This is a genomic window from Dactylosporangium darangshiense (assembly GCF_039537565.1).
GTDB classification, from domain to species: Bacteria; Actinomycetota; Actinomycetes; order Mycobacteriales; family Micromonosporaceae; genus Dactylosporangium; species Dactylosporangium darangshiense.
On sequence record NZ_BAABAT010000016.1, the window covers coordinates 197723 to 218966 of the forward strand.

The 21244-nt window shown below is 71.6% G+C and carries 19 protein-coding genes; 9 read left to right on the forward strand and 10 right to left on the reverse strand.

Annotated elements, in window-relative coordinates:
• Positions 1-9 precede the first annotated feature (9 nt).
• On the reverse strand, positions 10-975 hold the full coding sequence (locus ABD901_RS28025) for an ATP-binding protein (RefSeq protein WP_345130852.1): 966 nt from the start codon (positions 973-975) through the stop codon (positions 10-12).
• A 311-nt stretch (positions 976-1286) separates the two neighbouring features.
• On the opposite strand from ABD901_RS28025, the gene ABD901_RS28030 reads away from it, so the two are divergent.
• The 3 genes from ABD901_RS28030 to ABD901_RS28040 are packed head-to-tail and all read left to right on the forward strand — an operon-like array spanning position 1287 to position 3966.
• The gene (locus ABD901_RS28030; protein WP_345130855.1) at positions 1287-2219 is read left to right on the forward strand and encodes a metal ABC transporter solute-binding protein, Zn/Mn family; all 933 of its coding nucleotides are present in this window, start codon (positions 1287-1289) and stop codon (positions 2217-2219) included.
• A gap of 20 nt (positions 2220-2239) precedes the next feature.
• Entirely contained in the window at positions 2240-3073 is an 834-nt protein-coding gene (locus ABD901_RS28035) for a metal ABC transporter ATP-binding protein (protein WP_345130857.1), read from the forward strand.
• Positions 3070-3966: a metal ABC transporter permease gene (locus ABD901_RS28040; RefSeq protein ID WP_345130860.1), complete on the forward strand. Its 897-nt coding sequence runs from the start codon at positions 3070-3072 to the stop codon at positions 3964-3966. Before ABD901_RS28035 ends, ABD901_RS28040 begins: the two co-directional genes overlap by 4 nt.
• Before the next feature lie 89 nt (positions 3967-4055).
• Here ABD901_RS28040 and ABD901_RS28045 read toward each other — a convergent pair whose 3' ends face one another.
• Positions 4056-4727 (reverse strand): hypothetical protein, encoded by a 672-nt coding sequence (locus tag ABD901_RS28045; protein WP_345130862.1) that lies wholly within the window; start codon positions 4725-4727, stop codon positions 4056-4058.
• A gap of 160 nt (positions 4728-4887) precedes the next feature.
• On the reverse strand, positions 4888-5079 hold the full coding sequence (locus tag ABD901_RS28050; RefSeq protein WP_345130864.1) for a hypothetical protein: 192 nt from the start codon (positions 5077-5079) through the stop codon (positions 4888-4890).
• 193 nt (positions 5080-5272) lie between these two features.
• Between ABD901_RS28050 and ABD901_RS28055 the strand changes: the two genes are divergently transcribed.
• Positions 5273-5626 (forward strand): four-helix bundle copper-binding protein, encoded by a 354-nt coding sequence (locus tag ABD901_RS28055; protein WP_345130866.1) that lies wholly within the window; start codon positions 5273-5275, stop codon positions 5624-5626.
• A gap of 210 nt (positions 5627-5836) precedes the next feature.
• Here ABD901_RS28055 and ABD901_RS28060 read toward each other — a convergent pair whose 3' ends face one another.
• Genes ABD901_RS28060 through ABD901_RS28070 form a run of 3 tightly spaced genes read right to left on the reverse strand, consistent with a single transcriptional unit; the run spans position 5837 to position 8561 of the window.
• A complete protein-coding gene (locus ABD901_RS28060; protein WP_345130868.1) occupies positions 5837-6838 on the reverse strand; it encodes an ABC transporter substrate-binding protein in 1002 nt (333 codons plus the stop codon).
• Between the two features lie 14 nt (positions 6839-6852).
• Entirely contained in the window at positions 6853-7617 is a 765-nt protein-coding gene (locus ABD901_RS28065) for an amino acid ABC transporter ATP-binding protein (protein WP_345130870.1), read from the reverse strand.
• Positions 7614-8561 carry an amino acid ABC transporter permease gene (locus ABD901_RS28070; protein WP_345130872.1) on the reverse strand — a complete coding sequence of 316 codons (948 nt, stop codon included), beginning with the start codon at positions 8559-8561 and terminating at the stop codon, positions 7614-7616. Before ABD901_RS28070 ends, ABD901_RS28065 begins: the two co-directional genes overlap by 4 nt.
• Positions 8562-8684: 123 nt before the next feature.
• Here ABD901_RS28070 and ABD901_RS28075 point away from each other — a divergent pair, with 123 nt between their 5' ends.
• Positions 8685-9380, forward strand: a complete 696-nt coding sequence (locus tag ABD901_RS28075; protein WP_345130874.1) for a GNAT family N-acetyltransferase — start codon at positions 8685-8687, stop codon at positions 9378-9380.
• A 247-nt stretch (positions 9381-9627) separates the two neighbouring features.
• Here ABD901_RS28075 and ABD901_RS28080 read toward each other — a convergent pair whose 3' ends face one another.
• Positions 9628-10170: a CGNR zinc finger domain-containing protein gene (locus ABD901_RS28080; protein ID WP_345130876.1), complete on the reverse strand. Its 543-nt coding sequence runs from the start codon at positions 10168-10170 to the stop codon at positions 9628-9630.
• A gap of 66 nt (positions 10171-10236) precedes the next feature.
• On the opposite strand from ABD901_RS28080, the gene ABD901_RS28085 reads away from it, so the two are divergent.
• Both ABD901_RS28085 and ABD901_RS28090 read left to right on the forward strand, forming a co-directional pair.
• A complete protein-coding gene (locus ABD901_RS28085; RefSeq protein WP_345130877.1) occupies positions 10237-10977 on the forward strand; it encodes an alpha/beta fold hydrolase in 741 nt (246 codons plus the stop codon).
• Positions 10974-12614 (forward strand): Hsp70 family protein, encoded by a 1641-nt coding sequence (locus ABD901_RS28090; protein WP_345130878.1) that lies wholly within the window; start codon positions 10974-10976, stop codon positions 12612-12614. The genes ABD901_RS28085 and ABD901_RS28090 overlap by 4 nt, the downstream gene beginning before the upstream one ends.
• Positions 12615-12654: 40 nt before the next feature.
• Here ABD901_RS28090 and ABD901_RS28095 read toward each other — a convergent pair whose 3' ends face one another.
• The 3 genes from ABD901_RS28095 to ABD901_RS28105 all read right to left on the reverse strand — a co-directional run bounded on the left by ABD901_RS28095 (position 12655) and on the right by ABD901_RS28105 (position 18970).
• The gene (locus ABD901_RS28095) at positions 12655-14463 is read right to left on the reverse strand and encodes a discoidin domain-containing protein (protein WP_345130880.1); all 1809 of its coding nucleotides are present in this window, start codon (positions 14461-14463) and stop codon (positions 12655-12657) included.
• 158 nt (positions 14464-14621) lie between these two features.
• Positions 14622-17312, reverse strand: a complete 2691-nt coding sequence (locus tag ABD901_RS28100; RefSeq protein ID WP_345130882.1) for a peroxidase family protein — start codon at positions 17310-17312, stop codon at positions 14622-14624.
• A 92-nt stretch (positions 17313-17404) separates the two neighbouring features.
• Positions 17405-18970, reverse strand: a complete 1566-nt coding sequence (locus tag ABD901_RS28105) for a beta-N-acetylhexosaminidase (protein ID WP_345130884.1) — start codon at positions 18968-18970, stop codon at positions 17405-17407.
• 112 nt (positions 18971-19082) lie between these two features.
• Between ABD901_RS28105 and ABD901_RS28110 the strand changes: the two genes are divergently transcribed.
• Both ABD901_RS28110 and ABD901_RS28115 read left to right on the forward strand, forming a co-directional pair.
• Positions 19083-20609 (forward strand): hypothetical protein, encoded by a 1527-nt coding sequence (locus ABD901_RS28110; protein ID WP_345130885.1) that lies wholly within the window; start codon positions 19083-19085, stop codon positions 20607-20609.
• Positions 20610-20617: 8 nt separating this feature from the next.
• Positions 20618-21226, forward strand: coding sequence for a hypothetical protein (locus ABD901_RS28115; RefSeq protein WP_345130887.1), 609 nt, complete (start codon positions 20618-20620; stop codon positions 21224-21226).
• Positions 21227-21244 lie beyond the last annotated feature (18 nt).

Consider the following 21244-nt stretch of genomic DNA (forward strand, 5'->3'; position numbering starts at 1 on the left):
TTGCGGTGCTCAGCGCGCGGCGGCGGTCGCCGGCGCCAGGGTGAAGCCCGGATCGATCTGCGCGGTCAGGTCGGCGCCGGCACGGGCGTTGCCCCACGCGAGAGCGTTGCGGGTGTGGAACTCGGCGGCCTGCTGCGCGTAGCGGGACCAGTCCTTGCCGCACCGGTCCAGCGCCGCCCGCATCGTGGCCAGGGCTTGCGCGTTGCTCGGCTCCAGCTCGTCGATCGGCAGGAACCGGCCGCGTTCGGTCGCCTTGACGAAGCCGGACCGGCCGATCCAGCACAGCAGGTCATCGCCGACCTCGTCGCGCAGGAACGCCACGTCGTCGGCGTCGTCGACCTTGTTGCCCACGACGGCGACCCGCACGTCGTGGTCGCGGGCGTAGCCGACGTACTGGCTGTACACCCCGACGCTGCGCACCGTCGGCTCGCACACCACGAAGGTGAGGTCGAACCGGGTGAACAGCCCGGAGGCGAACGAGTCGGCACCCGCGGTCATGTCGACCACCGCGTATTCGCCGGGCCCGTCGGCCAGGTGGTTGAGCATGAGCTCCACCGCGCCGACCTTCGAGTGATAGCAGGCCACCCCGAGGTCGTCGGCGGCGAACGGGCCGGTCGCGGCCAGCCGCACTCCGCCGAAGGGCCGGACCAGCCGCTCGTACAGCGGATTCGGCCCGTCAACGCGCAGAATCCGCGACCCGGGCCCGGGCGGCGTCGTCTTCAGCATCGCCGCCGCGGATTCGATGCGCGAGTTGCTCCCCCGCAAGTACTCCTTGATCTCCTCGAGATGATCGCCGAGGGCCGGCAGCAGCGCGGCCTCGTCAGGATCGGCGCCGAGCGCCACGGCCAAATGCTGGTTGATGTCGGCGTCGAAGGCCAGCACGCGCGGGGCGTCCTGGACCCCGAGGAACCGGCAGAACAGTGCGGCAAGGGTGGTCTTGCCGCTGCCACCCTTGCCGACGAAGGCAGCTTTCACCCCTTGTTGGTATCGGTTTTCAATTCCACAGTCAAGCGGAACCCACGAACAGCAACCGCGCGACACACAAACTGATCTCGACTATCGGGCGTTCCGCCTCGAGCGCTTGAAGCGGAACGCCCGCATGCGGTTATGCGCTTACGACAATGCTTCGGGCCGGCTTCCGACATCGGGACGCCGGCCCGCGGTGCGAACGTCGGCCGGTCCGCACGAGATCACATCCGGTGGCTTGTCCGTCAAAGCCAGTTGCCTTATGGTCCTGATGGAAACGGATTTCATTACGAATACGCGGTGGAGGGTGGGCGATAGTAGTGTCACGTCGAACTCTGGGCTGGTGGGGCGCCGGTGCGCTCTCGTTGACGATGTTCCTGGCGGCCTGTGGCTCGTCCGCGTCGGACCAGCCCGCCGGGGCGTCGGCCAGTTCGGCGGGCGCGGCCGCGGCGGTGCCGGTGGTCGCGTCGACCAACGTCTACGGCGACATCGCCAAGCAGATTGCCGGGGACCGGGCTTCGGTCACGTCGATCATCAGCAACCCTGACGCCGACCCGCACTCGTACGAGGCGAACACCCGCACCCAGCTGGCGCTGTCGAAGGCCAGGGTGGTGATCGAGAACGGGGGCGGCTACGACGACTTCGTCGACACCATGCTCAAGTCGGCCGGCAACTCCGCCAAGGTGCTCAACGTCGTCGACATCTCGGGTAAGAAGGCGACCGGCGGCAAGAATCTCAACGAGCACGTCTGGTACGACTTCCCCACCATCGAGAAGCTCGCCGACCAGCTGGCCGCCGCGCTGGCCGAGGCCGACCCTGCGGGCGCATCGACCTTCACCGCCAACGCCGCCACCTTCAAGCAGAAGATGCAGCAGCTGGAGGCCAGGGAGGCCTCGATCAAGGCGGCCCACACGGGCGCCGGAGCGGCCATCACCGAGCCGGTGCCGCTGTACATGCTGGAAGCGTGCGGGCTGGAGAACAAGACGCCCGACGAGTTCAGCGAGGCTATCGAAGAAGGCACCGACGTCCCGGCGAACGTGCTGCAGGAGACACTCGACCTCTTCGCGCACAAGGAGGTCAAGCTGCTGGCCTACAACGAGCAGACCACCGGCCCGGAGACCGAGAAGATGCTGAACGCGGCCAAGACGAACAACATCGCCGTGGTGCCGGTGACCGAGACGCTGCCCGACGGCAAGGAGTACATCTCGTGGATGAGCGGCAACCTGTCGGCGATCGAGACCGCGCTGCGATGAATACCCGCACCACTCCGGCGGTGAGCGCTGTCGCGCACGCCAGTGCCCCGGCCCTGGCGTTGCGCGACGCGTCGCTGCGCTACGGCCGGCGGTGCCTGTGGTCGGGCCTGAACCTCCAGGTCGAGCCGGGCGAGTTCCTGGCCGTGCTCGGCGCCAACGGTTCCGGCAAGACCAGCCTGCTGCGCGCCATCCTCGGCCTGCAACGCCTGGACACCGGAACGGTCCTGGTCGCCGGGCACCCACCCCGGCGGGGCCGCGACGACATCGGATACGTGCCGCAGCAGCGCCACGTCGACCCGCTCGTCCCGCTGCGCGTCCGCGACGTCGTCGGCCAAGGACTCGACGGTCACCGGTGGGGCATCGGCTGGCCTGGCCCCGGCCGCCGACGCAAGATCGAGGCCGTCCTGGACGCGGTCGGCGCAACCCCGTTCGCGGATATGCCCATCGGGCTGCTCTCGGGCGGCGAGCAGCAGCGCGTCCGCATCGCGCAGGCCCTCGTCGCCGACCCGAAGCTGCTGCTGTGCGACGAACCCCTGCTCTCGCTCGACATGCGCAGCCAGCGCACCGTCACCGCCCTCGTCGACCGCCGGCGGCGCACCAGCGACACCGCCGTCGTCTTCGTCACCCACGAGATCAACCCCGTCCTGCCCTACGTCGACCGGGTCCTTTACCTGGCCAGCGGCCAGTTCCGGGTCGGCTCGGTCGAGCAGGTGCTCAACTCGGCCACGCTGAGCGAGCTGTACGGTATGCCCATCGACGTGATCCACACCGGGGGCCGGATCGTCGTCGCCGGTCTGCCTGAGACCGCGCCGGACGCGGATCACGCCCTGGCGGCTGCCGGTGGTGCCGCGTGACCGATCCCTCCGACATCTGGCACCGCATCTTCAACTTCACCGACTACCCGCAGCTGCTGACGCTCGTGCACAATTCGCTCATCGCCGGCGCGATCCTCGGCGTCGTCGGCGGATTGATCAGCACTTTCGTCATCAAACGCGACATGCCGTTCGCCGTGCACGGCATCAGCGAGCTGTCCTTCGCCGGCGCGTCGGGCGCGCTCCTGCTCGGCGTGAACGTGGTGGTGGGCTCACTGGTCGGCTCGATCCTGGCCGCGGTGGTCATCGGCGCGCTGGGCAACCGGGCCCGGGACCGTAACTCGATCATCGGCGTGCTGATGCCCTTCGGGCTCGGCCTCGGTGTGCTGTTCCTCGCGCTCTACAAGGGCCGGGCTGCGAACAAGTTCGGCCTGCTGACCGGGCAGATCGTTGCGGTCGACACACCCCAGCTGTCGTGGCTGGTCGTAACCTCGGCGATCGTGCTGCTCGGCCTCGCGCTGATCTGGCGCCCGCTGAGCTTCGCCAGCACCGACCCCGGCCTCGCCGCCGCCCGCGGCGTCCCGGTCGCCGCGCTGTCACCGGTGTTCATGCTGCTGCTCGGGCTCGCCGTGGCGATGTCGGTCCAGATCGTCGGCGCGCTCCTCGTGCTCAGCATCCTCGTCACCCCCGCCGCCGCAGCCATGCACGTCACCGCCTCGCCGCTGCTCGGCACCCTGCTCAGCGTCGTTTTCGCGGTCGGCTCGACGGTCGGCGGCATCCTGCTCGCCCTCGGCAGCAGCATCCCGATCAGCCCATACGTCACCACCATCTCCTTCACCATCTACCTCGTCTGCCGACTCATCGGCGCCCGCCGCCGAGCGCGCGGGTGGGCCACCCTGCCGCCCGCTCACGCCCAATCGCCCATCACAGCCTGACCGGCAAGCGCCGCCGGGCGGTGGCCCTCAGCACCGCCCGGCGAGCCGGCTCACAACGCTCGCCGTGCGGCTGCTCGCCAGCAGCCGGCTCACGTGCCCTCGCGCTCGCCGTCGGCGGTCATCGCACCCTGATCGGGCGCGCTCGGCAGGAACACGTGCTGGTGGCCGTGGCCGGTGTCGATGTTGAGCAGGTCCAGCTCGGTCGCGCCGATCGACCAGCTGGCGATGGCGTTGTCGCGCTGCCGGGAGGCCAGGGCGAGCAACGCCGGGCGCTGGTCGTCGCCGGCCTTCAGTGCCGCAGCGTAGGTGTCGACGGCGAGGTCGAGCTGGCGTGCCCCAGCGGAGAGCCCGCCCCGGGCGACGTTGACGGCAGTGCCGGCCGACGGCGGGCTGGCGAACTCAGTGACAGCCTGGCGGGTGGCCGCCTTCCAGCCATCAGCCTGGCCCGGTGTGGCCAGCGGGCCGGGGCTCTTGCCGGGCGGCAGGGCTGTGTACAGACCGGCGAGCGTCGAGCCGAGCAGGTCACGGACGCGCCGGGCCTGGTCGGTCAGCGCGACCACCTGGTCGGCGTCGCGCTGGACGTCGGCGGCCTGCATCGCATCGATGCGCTTCTGGGTCTCGCTGCGCGGATCGGACGTGACCGCACCGAGCAGCGCCCCTGCGGCCACCGCGACGGCGAGGGCGGGATAGATCCAGCGGGGCGGCGCCGCACGACGGGCAGAGTCGCGGCCGGACGGGCGGGTCCGGGTGCGGTTGCTCATGCCGCACGCTGCTTCGGCGAGACGGGACGCACGGGTCCTCCAAAGGACGGCCCGGGGGCTCGCCGAAGACCTCCGGGCGGACGGCGGTAGGCCGCCGAGTCTAGTGCTCGCCACGCACCGGCGGGAAGCCGCTGCCCGTCGCCCGCGTCACGGCTACCGCTCAACGGGTGCGGCCGCGCAGCCGATCGCCGTCGTCGAATTCCTGCCGGCGGCGCGTCGGCTGCACCGGCGGCGGATGGCGGCGGCATGAACGGGCATCACCGCGTGGGCCACGTCGCTGCCGAACCGGCTGCATCCCCAACGCCGCCTGGCTCGGCGGCTCGGTCGCCGCGAGGATGCCGAAGGTCGCCACGCAAGCACCCGGCCGATCCGGCTCAACATCCGCATGCCCTGCGTCCTGCCCCCTGCGTTTGCCCCCGGCGGGAGGTTTGAAGTGACCGTTTCGTGGTAGGTGCGGTCTGTCCTAGCACCCGGCATTCGGGAGGTTCGCCATGCCCCGGACCCGGCAACTCCTAGACACCCTCTCGGTGAGCTTCCGGCCCCAGGTGAGCAGCGAGCGCCTGGCCGCGGCGATCGACGCCATGCTGGAGTGCGAGGAGGCCGTCACCGCCTGCGCGGCCGCGATGGTCGGCGAGGACGACGTACGCGAGCTGCATGACGCGATCATTCGCGACCTGAACTGCTCGGACACGGTTGCGACGACCCGCCGCTTGATCAGCCGCGGCAGCGACGCGGCACTGCTCAGCGCGCAATTGGAGGCATGCGTGATCGCCTGCGAGCACAGCGCCGAACTGTGCGCCGAGCACGCGAACCATCACGAGCACTGCCGGATCTGCTCGCAGGCAACGCTTAGGTGCGCCGAGGCCTGCCGGCAGATTCTGCACCGCCTGCACGGCTGACACTGCACGGCCCGCCGGCTGCGGCGGCGAGTCCGCCCCCGCACGCTGGTCCGCCGGGCCGCGCACTGACCCGCCCGGCGCGCCCGTCCGCCAACCGCGCGAGGCGCTGAGCACCTCCTCGTGCGCCGGGCGCGCCGCCGCAGTTCTTGAGGGGTTCGGGTGGAGCGGAGCTCCCCCGGGCGAGCGCAGCGAGCTAGTGAACAGCACTGCTCAGAGGTTGGACTTCGGCAGGCCGGGCGGGTTCACCTGGGAGGTGCTCAGCGCCTCGGTGTCGAGGTTGTACGCGGCGAGCCACTGCTTGTACTGCCCGTTCTGGATCAAGTAGTTGATCGCGTCCGCGAGCGCCTTCACCAGGCCGTTGTCCTTCTTCGTGGTGGCCGCGATCAGGCCCTGCAGCGACTCGCCGGCGCCGGAGTAGACGCCCGCGTTGCGCACGGCGTCGGCGGTGCCCTGGGTCTGGCTGATCTGGAACGCGATGCCGGGGTTCGGGCCGAAGTACGCGTCGATCTGGCCGGAGACGAGGGCCTTGAACGTGCTGGGCGTGTCGGCGAAGTACTTGATGTCCAGGGCCTTGCCCTCGGCCTTGAGCTTGTCCTGCCAGGCGACGAGGATCTTCTCCTGGTTGGTGCCGGCGCCGACGGCGACCTTCAGGCCGGCCAGGTTCTGGTAGTTCTTGTCGAAGTTCCAGCTGTTGCCCGCCTTCACGGCGAAGCCCAGGTTGTCCTGCCGGTACGAGGCGAAGTCGTACTTCTCCTTGCGCTGCTCGGTGTCGGTGATGTTGGAGAAGCCGACCTCGTTCTTGCCCGAGTCGATGCCGACGAACAGGTTGTCCCAGGTGTCGTTGTTGAACTCCGGCTTCAGGCCGAGCACCGCGGCGACGAGGCGGCCGAGGTCGGGCTCCGCGCCGGTCACCGTCTTGTCGTCGTCGCCGACGAAGGCCAGCGGCGGGAAGCCGGTCGGCAGGGCGCCGAGGCCGATGCTGAGCTTGCCGTCGGCCTTGATCGCAGCGGGTACCTCGTCGGCGATGCTCTGCTGCTTGTCGACCTTCAGCTCGGTGGGCTTGCCGATGCCCTTGGCCTGCGCGCCGATGCTCACCGTGCCGGCCGGTGCGGCGGCCTCGGCCTTGCCGGCGTCGTCGTCGCCGCAGGCGGCGAGGCCGGCGACGAGGGCGAAGGCGAGGGCCGCGGAAGCGAATGGTCTAGCGGTGGACATGGTTCTCCTTCAACTCAGAGCACCTTGGAGAGGAACTCGCGGGTGCGGGGCTGTTGCGGGTTGTCGAGCACCAGCGACGGCGGCCCCTGCTCGACGATCACGCCGCCGTCGATGAACGCCACGGTGTCGGCGACCTCGCGCGCGAAGCCGATCTCGTGGGTGACGATCACGAGGGTGGTGCCCGTGGCGGCGAGCTGCCGGATCACCGAGAGCACCTCGCCGACCAGCTCGGGGTCGAGCGCGGAGGTCGGCTCGTCGAAGAGCAGCAGGTCGGGTTCGAGGGCCAGGGCGCGGGCGATGGCGACGCGCTGCTGCTGGCCGCCGGAGAGCTGGCGCGGGTAGGCGTCGCCGCGGTCGCCGAGGCCGACGCGGGACAGCAGCTCGACCGCCCGCTCGCGCGCGCCGGGCCGGGCCAGCCGGCGGTGTGCCACCAGCGGCTCGGCGACGTTCTCCTGCGCGGTGAGGTTGGGGAACAGGTTGAAGCTCTGCGCGACGAAGCCGATCCGGGTGCGCTGGCGCCGCACCGCCCGCAGGGGCAGCTCGTGCAGCCGGGCGCCGCGGACCTCGACGCCGACGAGCTCGCCGCGCACGGCGACGTAGCCGAGGTCGGGCCGCTCGAGGTGGTTGATCGTGCGCAGCAGCGTCGACTTGCCCGACCCGGACGGGCCGAGGATCGCCACGACGCCGCCGGCCGGGACGGTCAGGTCGACGCCGCGGAGCACCTCGCGCGGGCCGAAGGACTTGTGCACGTTGCGTATCTCCAGCGCCGCCGCAGTCATCGGACGCCTCGCGGGGTCAGCAGCCGCCGCAGCCGCTGAACCGGCGTGGGTGGCTGCGCGTGCGCGGTACCGCGGGCGAAGTAGCGCTCGACGTAGAACTGCAGGATCGACAGCGCGGCGGTGAGCAGCAGGTACCACGCGGCGCCGACGATGAGGATCGGCACGAGCGACTCGGGGTGGCGCGACTCGAGCACGAACACGGCGCCGAACAGGTCGAGCAGTGACACGTAGTACACGAGCGAGCTGGCCTTGACCAGGCCGATGAGCTGGTTGCCGTACGCCGGGACGATCGAGCGCAGCGCCTGCGGCAGGACCACCCGGCGCAGCTGCCGGGCCTTGGACAGCCCGAGCGCGTTGGCCGCCTCGATCTGGCCGTGCTCGACCGACAGGATGCCGCCGCGGATGACCTCGGCCGCGTACGCCGCCTCGTTGAGGCTCAGCGCGATGACTCCGATGGCCAGCGGCGTGAGGCTCGCGGTCTCGACGTCGGCGAAGACCGGTCCCCAGGGGATGCCGACACCGAGGCGGGGGTAGAAGTACGAGAAGTTGAACGTGATGATCAGCAGCAGCGGCAGGGGCAGCGCGCGGAAGAACCACACGTACGCCCAGGCCAGGCCGCCGATGAGCGGGTTGGTCGAGAGCCGGCCGAGCGCGACGAGCACGCCGAGCAGCAGCCCGAACACCGCACTCAGGCCGACGACCTCGAGCGTCACCACGACCCCGTCGAGGATCGACTCGCGCGTGAAGAACGGCCAGAACTTGTGCCACTCGTAGTGGCTGTTGGTGAAGATGCCCCAGACGAACTGGGCCAGCACCACCAGCACGACCGCGCTGACGAGCCACCGCCACGGGCGAAGCCGGGGCGTGACGCGGCGCAGCGCGACCTGCGGGTCGAGCGTCGGCGAGGGTCTCGGTACTACCTGCAGGGCTACGGGCTCGCTCATGCGAGTGGCTCCATTGTGGACAACGCGGGCGCTCCGCTCGGCAACCGCCTATTGGCAAGATAGGAACGTTCGCGATAAGTTGTCAATCCCGATCGGTTAGATAGTAATTAGAGGCTGCTCACCATGACCGACATTGACCGGTACACCGTGCTCGACAACCCCGCCTGGCACTCGCTGAACGGACCGCACGCCCACTTCGCGCAGGCACACGGCGCGGCCCGCCGCTACCTCCCCGACGTGTCGGTGTTCGTCGGCCTGCCCGACGACCGCGACGGCGACGTCTGGCGCGACCTCGCCTCCCTCGTCGGCTCCAGCGTCGAAGTGCCGATCACCGGCGCCGACGTCTCCCCGCCGCCCGGCTGGGAGCCGGTGACCCAGGGCAAGGGCGTGCAGATGGTCGACGACGGCGTCGACGCCCGGCCGGACACGGACGCCGTGGTCCTCGGCGCCGCGGACGCCGCCGAGATGAGCGAGCTCGTCGCGCGCACCAACCCCGGCCCGTGGCGGACGCGGACGTTCGAGCTCGGGACGTACCTCGGGATCCGCCGCGACGGCAGGCTGGTCGCGATGGCCGGCGAGCGCCTGCACCCGCCCGGGTGGACGGAGATCAGCGCGGTGTGCACCGACGCGGCCCATCGCGGCCAGGGCCTGGCGGCGCGGCTGGTGCGCGCGGTGGCGCACAACATCCGCTCCCGCGGCGACCAGGTCCTGCTGCACGCCGCCGCCACCAACACCAACGCCATCCGCCTGTACCACGCGCTGGGCTTCCGGATCCGCCGCGAGACGACCTTCGCCGTCTACCGCACCCCCGCGGAATAGGGACCTGCGAAGATCACGGTCATGCCAGTGCTCTTCTCCTGGCCGCCGCCGACACCTACGAGGTCGACGACTACCACCGCGTTCTGGTGACGCTCGCCTCGGGGGCGCGGGCCTGGGTGTACGTCAGCGCAGCCGACTGACTAGCCTGCGGCGGCGCCGAAGACCGGGTGGAAGCCGCCGGCCTGGCCCGCGGCGGTCGGGTGGCAGGAGATGCCGAGGTTGGCGTAGTTCTGGGCGTGCAGCCACTTCACCGCGGGTCTCGGATGGCCATGCGGGTCATGGCCTCGTCGATCGAGTGCGGCCGGTCGGCCGGCCCGTCGCCGCCGGCGGTGCGGCGGCGGCTGCGGTAGCCGGCCACCTTCGCCCGGTTGCCGCACACCGCCATGTCGCACCAGCGCCCGGCCGCGTTGCGCCCGTGGTCGTAGAACGCCCGCCCGCACTCCGGGTTGGCGCACAGCTTCAAGCGCGGGAACGTGCCGGCGTTGACCGCGTCGAGCACGATCGCGGCCAGCCGCCCGATCGTGGCGCGGGCCTCGCCGCCCGGAACTACCGCGATGCCCGTTCGCCGCGCGGAATGCAGCCGCGGCGCCGCACCCAGCCAGTCCAGCGTCGCATTGAAATCGGCCAGCCACCTGCCCGGCTCGCCCAGCTCGGCGTTGGCGGCGAGCAGCCCGCGCACCGTCCGCCGGAACGCCGCCACCCGCTCGGCGCCGGGATCGCTCGCGTTGACGAAGTCGCGCAGCACGTCCAGATCGTTCGGGGCGTGAGCGGGGCGTCGGGCGGTCGGCACCCGTTCATTATCGCCCCGCGAATCCGATGTAACCACTGTCGCCATACATCGGTTACGATCCCTGGCATGCGAACCGCGCTATCGGCCGGTGTGGCGCTCATCGTCCTGCTCGGGGCGTGCGCCGAGCACCCAGCCCCCTCGGCCGCACCTTCCGTGAAACCTTCCCCGTCGCGGCTCGACGGGTGCGTCGAACCGGGCGACGGCGTGCCCGCCGAGCTGCGCGAGAGCGAGATCACCACGGTGACCGCGATCCGGCTCGGCTCCGGCGCCCGGGGCGTCGTCCTGACGCCGGAGCACGGCGGCAACATCTGCCAGTGGCTGCCCTTCGGCCGCGAGCTCGCCGCAAAGGGGTACCAGGTATTGATCTGGGATCCGGGCCTCGACCCGGTCGCAGAGATCGGTCACTTCGCGGGCGTGCTGCGCGGCGCCGGCGCCACGCATGTGGTGCTCGTCGGCGCATCCAACGGCGCGAACATCGCCACCTTCGGCGCGGCCGGCGTGAGCCCGGCGGTGGACGGGCTGGCGTGGCTCTCCGGCGAGGACACGCTCTACATCGCCGGCAGGTCGGGCCGGCCGGTCGCCGAGGCGGCCGCGCAGGTCGCCGTGCCGGTGCTGTTCATCGCCGCGCAGGACGACCCGATGCACTGCGCCGACGTCGCCGCACAGCTCGCCGGGGTCATGCCGGCGAAGGAGAAGCGCGTGGTGGTGGTGCCCGGAACGGAGCACGGCGTCGCTATGCTCAGCGGCGTGTCGAAATCGATCGTTCTGCCTGCCTTGACCGACTTCCTCACCGTACACACCGCATGACGACGCTCGCCGTAGACTTCGGCACCACGCACACCGTCGCCGTCCTCGCCGCGCCGGACCAGCCCCTCCGCCAGCTGTTGTTCGACGGCACTCCCCTGCTGCCGTCCAACGTCTTCGCCCACCCCTCCGGCATCGTGTACACCGGCGCCGACGCGACCCGGCTCGGGCGCACCGCGCCGCAGCGCCTCGAGCCGGCACCGAAGCAGCGCATCGACGACGGCGCCGTGCTGCTCGACGATCGCGAATGGCCGGTCGCCGACCTCATCGCCGCCGTGTTCGCCCGGGTCGCGCAGGAGGCGGCGCGGGTCGCCGGGGACCTGCCGCCGGTCGTGCTGACCCACCCCGCCGCGTGGGGCGGCCCCCGCCGGGCCGTGCTGCAGCAGGCGGCCGAGCGGGCCGGCATGCGCGTCGCCGGCCTCATCCCCGAGCCGATCGCCGCCGCGGCCGCATTCGCCCGCAGGCGCCGCAGCGCGGCACCCCTCGCCGTGTTCGACTTCGGCGGCGGTACCGTCGACGTGGCCGTGGTCGGCGAGGGCGCCGCCGGGCCGCTGGTCCTGGCCAGCGAGGGCCTGGCCGACCTCGGCGGCGCGGACCTCGACGCCGCCGTGGCGCGATTCCTGCTCGCACCGGCGGGGCACGACCTCGACGGCCTGGACGCGACGACCCGCGTGGAGCTGTTCGCGCAGGCCCGGGCCGCGAAGGAGACCCTGAGCCGCGCCGCCCTGGCCGAGGTGCACGTCCCCGGCCTGCCGGTCACCCACCTGACCCGCGAGCAGTTCGACGGCATCGCCGCGCCGTTGCTGGCCGCGGCGGTCGCGCTGACCGAGCGCACCGTGCCCCGCGGCGCCGAGCTGTTTCTCGTCGGCGGTGCGAGCCGCATCCCGCTCGTGGCCACCATGCTGCACACGGCCCTCGGCTCCGCGCCGGTCGTGCTCGAGCAGCCCGAGCTGGCCGTCGCGGAGGGCGCCGCCCTGTCCCGCCGGGAGCCGGTCTCCGCGGCGCCAGTGCCGGTGCCGGCCGAACCGCCGGCCGTCGCCGCGCCCGCCTCGCGACGCCGCAACAGGCGTGCGGCGGTCGCGGCCGGGCTGGTCGCCGTGATCGCGGTCGCCGTCGGGGTCGTCGCCTGGCGGCCGTGGGACCGGGGCGCGGGGCCGGTCGACCACGCCGCCGCCCGGGGCGCGTCGTCCGCGCCGCCGCCGACGTCCGCGGCGACGCGGCCGCAGTGGCCGGCCGACGACACCCAGGCGTCGGTGCACGCGCTGCCGGGCATCGACCCGGAGGCCCTGCCGGAGCTGCCGACCAAGTTGTCCGGGTGGGAGCTCGCGCAGGACACCACGATCATGGTCCGGCTGTACGACGGGAAGACACCGGGGCTCGTCTCCAACTTCCCGTCGCCGAGCAACCACTGCGGCGTCTTGCGCTTCCTGGTCGTCTGGCGCACGACCCGCCCGGCGACGGTCCGCGCCCAGTTCGTCAACCCGTTCGACGGCTCCGCTTTGGACAACAGCCCGATCGCGGAGGGCAGCTCGGGCTGGATGTCCCTCACCGGCTGCGGGCAGCCGTCCTGGCTCGACCTCGGCGACGAGCAGAGCATGGTCGACGTCTCGGTGCGCTACCAGGTCTGGTCGTTCGTGTGACGGCGGCGGGGCCCGCCGAGGACCCCGCCGCCGCGCCGGATCAGGTGCCGTAGACCTGGAACTCGAAGAGCGAGTAGCCGTACTGCGTGTGCCGCGCGGTGCCGTACATGCGCACGTAGCGGCCGGTGCCCGACACGGTCAGGTCCTGGACGCCGCCGGGGCCGGCCGTGGTCGAGTAGATCGTCGTCCACGTGAGGCCGTCGGCGGACGTCTGGAGCTGGAACGCCGCGGCGTAGGAGTTCTGCCAGTTCAGCACCACGCGGTTGACGGCGTGCGAGGCGCCGAGGTCGACCTGGATCCACTGCGGGTCGGAGAAGGCGCTCGACCAGCGGGTGGTGCCGTCGCCGTCGACCGCGTTCGCCGCGACCAGGCCGGCGTTCTCCACCGACGACGCGGTCGCCGGGCGGCCCTGGGACAGCAGCAGGCCGCCGCCCGTGGCCGCCGGGGTCGCGTGTGCCTCGGCCGAGGCCGCGGACGTGCCGGCGGAGTTGGCCGCGCGGACCTTGTAGTAGTAGGTCGTGCCGTTGGTGACGGTCGTGTCGGTGAAGGAGTTGGTCGCCGACGTGGCGATCGGGGTCGCCGACTCGCCGCCGGGCGTGGTGCCGCGCAGAATGCTGTAGCTCGTCGCGCCGGCGCTCGCGTTCCACGTCAGGCCGACCGCGTTGTTGGCGCCCGTCGCCACGAGGCCGGTCGGCGCCGCGGGGGCCGTGGGCGCCGCCGCCGGAGTGGCGCTCACCTCGTTGGAGTTCGGCGAGCCGCCGACGGCGTTGACGGCGTCGACGAAGTAGAAGTACAGCTTGCCGTTCTGCAGGCCGGTGTCGGTGAACGTCGTCGTGGTGCCCGAGACCGTGCCCACCGGCGTGGTGACCTCGCCGTCCGATTTCGTGCCGCGGTACACCCGGTAGGACGTCGGCGCGCCGCTCGCGCTGCCCGTCCAGTTGAGCGTCACCGAAGCGGCGCCGGGCGTGGCACGCAGGTTGACCGGGGCGCTCGGCGAGGAGGCCGTCGCCGGGGTGACGATGAGCTCGTCGACGCGGGACAGGCCGTGGTCGGAGACCGCGAACTGCTGGATGGAGTTGACCCCGGCGCGGAGCTGGACCTGCAGCGCCGAGTGCTGGTACACGTCGAAGCTGCCGGTGATCGGGAAGCTCTGCGTCGTGGTGATGACCTGCCCGTTGACCCGCAGGCCCATCTGCCGGTTGTTGACGCCGGGGAACAGCCCGCCCTGGAAGGCGTAGCGCCAGTCGACCGTGTAGAGCCCGGCGGTGGGCACCACGACGTTGTTGAACGTCATCGTCCCCTCCTGGGCGTAGGCCATGTCCACGACCTGGTCGCCCGGCGAGTCGGCGCCGGAGGAGCCCAGCACGCTCGGGAACCAGCCGGTCAGGGTCTGGAACCAGTCGAAGCCGCCGCGCAGGGCGTCCTTGCAGTAGAAGACGAGCGAGTTGCCGACCTGCACGCCGGGGACGTTGCCGCCGGTGCCGATCGGCGGCGGGGTCTTCGACGCGTCCTCGTCGGAGCGCGCCGACTCGCCGGCCGCGTTGACGGCGGTGACCTGGTAGAAGTAGATCGGCGTCGGGCTCAGGCCGGTGTCGGTGTACTCCGTGTCGTCGGTCGTGGCGATCGGGGTCGTGCCCTCGGCGCCGGAGGCGGTGCCGCGGTAGATGCGGTAGCTGGTGGCCCCGGGCACGGCGGGCCACTCGATGGTGATGGACGAGTCCGCACCGGCGTGCAGCTCGAGCTCCTCGGGCGCGGCGGGGATGTCGGCCGCGCTGGCGGGCGCGGCCGACAGCCCGAGCGCTGCGAGGGCGAGCAGCAGGGCGGCGGCGGACATGCGGAGTTGCTTCATGCCGACTCCTCGTGATGACTGGCGGGTTAGCGTCGCGAAAACCCTTGTGGCGGAAGGGTTTGACGGTTCGACGGAGCGAGGAGAGCGCTTTCCGTGGGGGCGACGCTATCACTGCGCTGCGTAAGGCCGTAATGACTTGCCATTCGTTGCCAAAGCGATCAATGCAGGCGGAACACGCTCGCCGGGAGCTCTGCCGCGGGCACGTCCGTGTTGAGGGCGATCAGCTGCCCCAGGGTGTGGCGGTAGTCGATGCCGTAGTGGTCGAGGAGGTAGGGCAGCAGCGGGTCGCCGTCGTAGAAGAACCGGTCGCCGTCGCGCAGGGCGGCGAACTGCTCCGCCCAGATCGCCCGCTGCAGCTCGCCCAGCTCCGTGCCGGACGTGTGCGCCTCGGCGAGCATGCCGGTGAACGCGTCGAGGTTGTCGACGCTGCCGTAGGTCGCCTTGAGCCGGGCGGCGAGGGTGGTGCGGCGCACGACCCGCGTGGCGTCGTCGTTCGCCACGGTGGTCGGGTTGCCGTTGATGTCGAACAGCGACACGATGTCGAGGCTGTTCGGGTCGTCGATCTCGTGTCCGGGCGTCAGCAGCGGGTCGGCCGGGAACGCGTCGGTCGCCTCGCCGGTGATCGCGGTGAACGACGTCTTCGCCGGCAGCCCGTAGGCCGCCCGCAGCTGGTTGTAGCTGGGCATGCCGTGGTCGCGGCCGCGCTGCAGGTCGATCGCGCCGAGGTCGACGACGCCGTCGAAGCATTCCGGCAGGCCCGGCCCGTCGAGGCACTCCGGGTTGCCGCTCACCGGCACCTGGAACAGCACGCTGCGCAGCTGGTTGTCGATGAGCTCGTCGTTGCGGTACTCCGACTCGCTCCCGATCGCCTCCAGCAGCGGCCCGAGCTGCAGCATCGGCACGAGGTCGGGGTTGAAGAAGGCGACGTTCAGCGGGATCGCGACGGTGACCTCGCCGGCGCCGGCCGCGATCTCGGCGCCCTGTGCCCGCAGCGCGTCGAGCGTCGCCGCGCTGTACCGCCCGGCGTCGGCCTCGACCTCGATCTCGCCGTGGATCTGGCTGTGCGCGCGGTAGCCGACAGTGGCGAACTCGTTGGACACGGAGGCGTCGACGCCCGCGTTGTACCCGGCGTAGGCCGGCAATGCGACGCCCATCGCCGGCAGGAACTCGTTGTAGGTGACGTACTGCTGCTCGGCGATGACCACGGCGCGGGCGATCGCGAACTTGTCCTGTGCGGACATTGTCGCGGGCAGCAGGGACACGATCCGGTTGTGCTCGCGGGCGAAGAGGGTCTGCACGGCGGTCAGCGCGATGTTCTCGTTGGCACGCACGTCGCCGGCCACGACCGCGCGGCCGGGCACGGCGAGCAGCCGCCCGTCGACCTGCATGGCCGGTGCGGTGCCGGCGTTGCCGCGGCTGTCGGCGCGGGGCAGGTAGCCGCCGGGCAGGAACAGGGCGGGGCCGTCGCGCAGCCAGTCGAGGCGCTGCTGGGTGCCGCCGTATACGGCCCAGGCGTCGATGTACGAGCTGACGGTGTTGACCTGCTGGCGGGCGTTCGTGACGCCGGTGCCGGGCGCGGCCGCGGTACGGCTGAAGGGAATCACGCCGAGGTCGTCGGTGAACGATTCGAGGGGGTCAGCCGGGTCGAACGGGATGTCGGCCGCCTCGCCGTCCTCGTCGCGCAGGCCGATCGTGTGGTCGATGAACTGGCCCCACACGTTGCCCCACTGGGTGACCCCGCGCTCGGAGAACACGTTGACGTTGGTGTCGTTGAAGATCCGGTTGGACACGGCGCGGGCGTTCGGCCCCGACACGGGCCGGCTCTTACCGTCGGCGTAGCGGGCGGCGCCGACGCGCCGGTAGACGGTGCCGGCCTGGCCGCGGTTCGCGGCGCCCGGGTTGTTGCCGTAGCCGTCGAGGCTCTCCGCCTCGAAGGCGCCGAGGATCGGCGCGTCGGCGGCGGCGTACACCTCGAAGTCCCACAGCGAGTACCCGTACTGCGTGTGCCGGGCGGTGCCGAGCACCCGCACGTAGCGGCCGGTCCCGCCGACGGGCAGCACCTGCAGCCCGCCCGGGCCCGTGGTCGTCGAGTAGACCGTGGTCCATCCCCCGGTACCGGTGGCGGAGGTCTGGATCGAGAACGCGGAGGCGTAGGAGTTCTGCCAGTTGAGCACGATCAGGCACAGCCGCCGGGTGACACCGAGGTCGACCTGGATCCACTGTGGATCGCTGAACGCGCTCGACCATCGAGTGCCCGGGTTGCCGTCCACGGCCGCCGACGCCGGCGTCGCGGCGCCCTCGGTCGAGGAGGCCGTCGCCGGGCGGCCGCGGGCGTTGTCGGCGGCGGCGCAGCCGGTGCGCGCGTAGGTGCCGTAGACGGCGAACTCCCACAGGGAGTAGCCGAACTGGGTGTGCCGGGCGGTGCCGTACATCCGCACGAACCGGCCGGTGCCGTGCACGGTCAGGGTCTGGGTGCCGCCGGCGCCGGTCGTCGTGGAGTACACGGTGGCCCACGTGGCGGCGTCGTCGGAGACCTGGATGGAGAAGGCGGTGGCATAGGAGTTCTGCCAGGTCAGCACGACCTGGCTGAGGTCGGCCGGCGCGCCGAGGTCGACGCGCAGCCACTGCGGGTCGCCGAAGGCGCTCGACCAGCGGGTGCCGCCGTTGCCGTCGACGGCGGCGGACGCGGGCGTGCCCGCGTTCTCCAGCGACGAGGCGACGGCCGGCCGACCGCGGGACAGCAGGGTCCCGGCGGCGTGTGCCGGGCCGGACCAGCCGGCCACGAGGACGCCGGCCAGCAGCGCGGCGACGAGGACGAGTATCGGTAGGCGGCGCGGGTTGGGGTGCATGGCTCTCCCTGCTCGAGGGTTGGTTTCCCGAGCAGAAAGCGCTCTCCTGGCTCAACAGGGTCACCCCTGTATGGCCGTCTGTCAATACATGGTCAGCGCCAGGGCACCTGCGGCGAGCGGTAGAAGTTGATCCCGGCGGCGGTCCAGCGCGGCCCCTGCGCGCCGAGGCGGCGGCTGAACGCGTCCCAGTCGTGGGTGGCGGCGGGCGACCAGCCGAGCTCGGCGATGGCCGGCAGCCGCGGGAAGGCCATGTACTCGATGTCGGCCGAGGTGCGGATCGTCTCGGTCCACAGTGGAGCCTCGACGCCGCGCACCGCGGCGGCCGGCGCGCCGAGCAGGTAGGAGCCCGGATCCCAGCCGTAGGCGTCGCGCACCTCGATCAGCGCGGCCCAGTCCTGGCCCAGCGGGGTGGCGTCGGTGTACTTCATGTCGAGGTAGGCGAGGTTGGCCGGCGACAGCACAAGCCCGGTCCCACGGCTGGCGGCGGCGGCCACGTCCGGGTTGTCGTTCGTGGTGTCCCAGTACTGCGCGACGGTCGAGGGCAGGGTCGCGGCCTCGACGACCTGGTGCCAGGCGAGCACGCTCTTGCCGTGCGCGGCGACGATGCCCTGGACACGGTTCATGAACGCCACGTAGTCGGCGCTGCTGGTGGCCTGCGCCTCGTCGCCGCCGATGTGCAGGTAGCGCCCCGGGGTGATGGCGGCGAGCTCGCCGATGACGTCATCCAGGAACTTGTACGTGATCTCCTTGCCGACGCACAGCGAGCTGAAGCCGACATCGGTGCCGGTGTAGAGCGGCGGCGCGACGCCGTCGCAGTTGAGCTCGGCGTAGGAGGCGAGGGCGGCGTTGACGTGCCCCGGCATGTCGATCTCGGGTATGACGGTGATGTAGCGCTGTGCGGCGTAGGCGACGATCTCGCGGTACTGCGCCTGCGTGTAGTAGCCGCCGCGGTCGCCGTCGACTGCGGTGCTGCCGCCGTAGGTCGCCAGCCGCGGCCAGCTGCGGATCTCGATGCGCCAGCCCTGGTCGTCGGCCAGGTGCAGGTGGAAGGTATTGATCTTGTACTGCGCGAGCTGGTCGATGTACCGCTCGACCTGCGCCACGGAGAAGAAGTGCCGCGCGACGTCGAGCATCGCGCCGCGGTGCTCGAAGCGCGGGTAGTCGGTCACGTGCCCCGCCGGCACGGTCCACACCCTCCCGCGTCCGGGCGCGACCGGCAGCAGCTGGCGCAGGGTCTGCACACCGGCGAACAGTCCCGCGGCGCGGTCGGCGGTGAGGCTCACCCCGTGCGGCGTCACGTCCAGCCGGTACCCCTCGCGGCTACGCAGGGTGCCGTCGCCGCGGCCGGCGAGCGCCAGTGCGATGGTGTCGCCACCGTGACCGCCGGCCCGCACGACCGGCAGGGGGTAGCCGGTGGCCTTGCGCAGCACGCCGGCGAGCTGGTCGGCGACCCCGCTCGCGCCGGGCCCGGCCGAGATCGTGGTGTGCCGGCCGATCGTGAAGGCCCCGCGGTCGGCCCGCGCCGAGACGGGCGCCGGCACGACGTCGGAGTAGGTGCCCTGGTTCGCGACGCCCGCGGCGGCCGGCTCCGCCCCGGCCGCCACGCACGCCCCCACGACGAGCAGCACCACCGCGAACATCCGCCGCATCCGCCGCATCGCCGGCCTCCCTCAGGATCAACTGTTAGACAGCTTTCCTAATCGATCGGCGTCAGCGTAGCCAACTCAGGTCGCTTTGTCAGCATGCGCGCAGTGCGTCGATACTCATGAGGTGCAGACCCCAGTGGCTGGGCTCAACACCGATGCATGCGACGTTCGCTCGGAGCGGCAGGAGATCCTGCTCGCCCTCGCGGCCAACCCCGCACTCCTTGCCGAGCACATCGACGTCCTCATCGCGACGGCAGACCCGGAGGTACTGCAAGAGCTCGCACTCGAACAGCGCCTCTCATCTGCCCAGCTCACAGCGCTCAGCGCACGCGGGCACCGCGCAGTCCAGCTGGCGCTGATCGAGTCAGGAAACCTCCCGGCCGGTCAGGTTTCCCGCGATGATCCATGGGCGTTGCTCGCCGGGATCGACCGTGCCGACGCATCCGCCGACTGGCTGCCACTGCTCGCGTCGTGGCCCGACGCGCAGGTTCGGCTGGCCTTGGGAGCGTCCATCATGAAGCGGGATCGGGCCGACATCGCGGAGTTGCTGGCCGGCGATGACGACTGCGCGGTCGCCGCCCGCGCAACCGAACTGTACGACCTGCCGGAGCTATTGGCTCGGCGCCTGTACCAGCGGACCGAAGCATGCGTCCGCGTAGCACTCGCCGGCAGGCCCCACGCGCCGGCCCAGCTCCTTGCCGAGCTGATGTCCACCGGCGGGCTGTCCGCGCTGGAGCCGTGCCCGCACAGCACCGACCTGGCCACCGCGCTGCGCGACCTACGCCTGGCCGCCGCGGGCAACCACGCAACCCCTGTCGAGGCGATCCTGCCGTTCATCACCGAACTCGACCCGGCGATGGCTCTCGCGGTGGCGCACCGGCGAGATCTGCCCGCGGCCACCTATGCCAAGCTCGTGGCGTTGAACGAGCCACAGATCACCGGCATGGTCGCGTCAAACTCGGCGACGCCGGTCGGCCTGCTCCACCGACTCTACGAACAGGACGCCGGCCGCTGGCGCAGGAACGTACTGGACAACGCGGCGACCCCCATACACCTGGTGCTGGAGCACAACCGTGTCACCGGAACTCCACACCGGATCATGTTTCGGAAGGACCGTGACGAACTGCTGGCACTGGCCACTGATCCAAGTCCCGCGGTCCGACTGATCGCAGCCGGGAGCCACCAACTGCCGCTGGACGTACGGGCGACGCTGCTGGACGACCCAGATCCTGCCGTCGCGAAGTTTGCACTGCTCAGCATTGATGTCACGGCCGACCAGATCCGGGCATTCGCCGCCCGGCACGGCCCCCGGGTGTTCACGTCGCTGGCCGGCCATCCATGCTGTCCGCCCGACGTCCTGCTCGCCATCGCCCGGGATCCGCAGAGTCCCCGGGAGGCCGTGACGGAGGTCGCCTGGCACGAGGCGGCCCCACCGGCGGCGCTCAGGATCTGTTATCGGCATCCGGCGAGCACCGTGCCGCTGGCGACCAACCCGGCGACACCACCGGACATCCTGGCCGAACTGGCCACCCACCCCGACCCTCACGTGGTGTTGGAGGTCGCCCGCAATACCAGCCTTCCCCCGGACGCTGCCTGGCACATCCTGCGAGGCAACACCGACGGCCCCGTCTGCGTCGCACGGCCGCTATGATCCGGCGCGTGCGAAAGCCCCTCGTATTGGTCCTGGTCGCAACGCTGCTGGCCGCCGGCGCCTGCAACGACGACGGCAGGAAGACTGCGACCGCGTCGGGCCCTGCGCCTTCCGCCGGCGTGGAGCCGCCCGGGTCCCCGACGCTCGAGCCGTCGCAGGCGGAGCCGTCCGCCACGAGCGCGGCACCGGCCGCCGCGACCACGACCGCTCCGGCGCGGCCGCCCGCGACGACGAGGCCGGCGACGCCCCCGACGACCAAGGCGGCCGCACCCCCGGCGGCGACGGTGACCGCGGTGACGCTGACGCTGGGCGAGAGCTCCTTCACCGGCTCCTGCTCCGAGAGCCCCGTCCACGTCCACGTGACCTGGACGGTGCAGGTCAGCCCCAGGACGTACCAGGAGGCGTCGGTCACCATCGCGTCCAGCGACGGGACGTCGACCTCGGCGAGGTGGTTCCTGCAGGACGGGCAGACGGGCATGACGAGCGTACGGGACGTCAAGCTGGACCCGGCCCACCCGCACCGGGTCGTGGACTTCTGGGTCCAGACCACGACACCCAGCCGCGCCCAGTCGCCGCGCCGGTCGTTCACCGTGGACTGCCATAACCCGACCGGGTGAGGCGCGAGCCGCAGCGCC

What these genes read in the sequence shown, in the direction of transcription:
- ABD901_RS28045 (WP_345130862.1), bottom strand. Translation starts at nt 4,727, where the DNA reads ATGAGCAACCGCACCCGGACCCGCCCGTCCGGCCGCGACTCTGCCCGT.
- ABD901_RS28060 (WP_345130868.1), bottom strand. Translation starts at nt 6,838, where the DNA reads ATGTCCACCGCTAGACCATTCGCTTCCGCGGCCCTCGCCTTCGCCCTC.
- ABD901_RS28065 (WP_345130870.1), bottom strand. Translation starts at nt 7,617, where the DNA reads ATGACTGCGGCGGCGCTGGAGATACGCAACGTGCACAAGTCCTTCGGC.
- ABD901_RS28070 (WP_345130872.1), bottom strand. Translation starts at nt 8,561, where the DNA reads ATGAGCGAGCCCGTAGCCCTGCAGGTAGTACCGAGACCCTCGCCGACG.
- ABD901_RS28075 (WP_345130874.1), top strand. Translation starts at nt 8,685, where the DNA reads ATGACCGACATTGACCGGTACACCGTGCTCGACAACCCCGCCTGGCAC.
- ABD901_RS28085 (WP_345130877.1), top strand. Translation starts at nt 10,237, where the DNA reads ATGCGAACCGCGCTATCGGCCGGTGTGGCGCTCATCGTCCTGCTCGGG.
- ABD901_RS28090 (WP_345130878.1), top strand. Translation starts at nt 10,974, where the DNA reads ATGACGACGCTCGCCGTAGACTTCGGCACCACGCACACCGTCGCCGTC.
- ABD901_RS28095 (WP_345130880.1), bottom strand. Translation starts at nt 14,463, where the DNA reads ATGAAGCAACTCCGCATGTCCGCCGCCGCCCTGCTGCTCGCCCTCGCA.
- ABD901_RS28100 (WP_345130882.1), bottom strand. Translation starts at nt 17,312, where the DNA reads ATGCACCCCAACCCGCGCCGCCTACCGATACTCGTCCTCGTCGCCGCG.
- ABD901_RS28105 (WP_345130884.1), bottom strand. Translation starts at nt 18,970, where the DNA reads ATGCGGCGGATGCGGCGGATGTTCGCGGTGGTGCTGCTCGTCGTGGGG.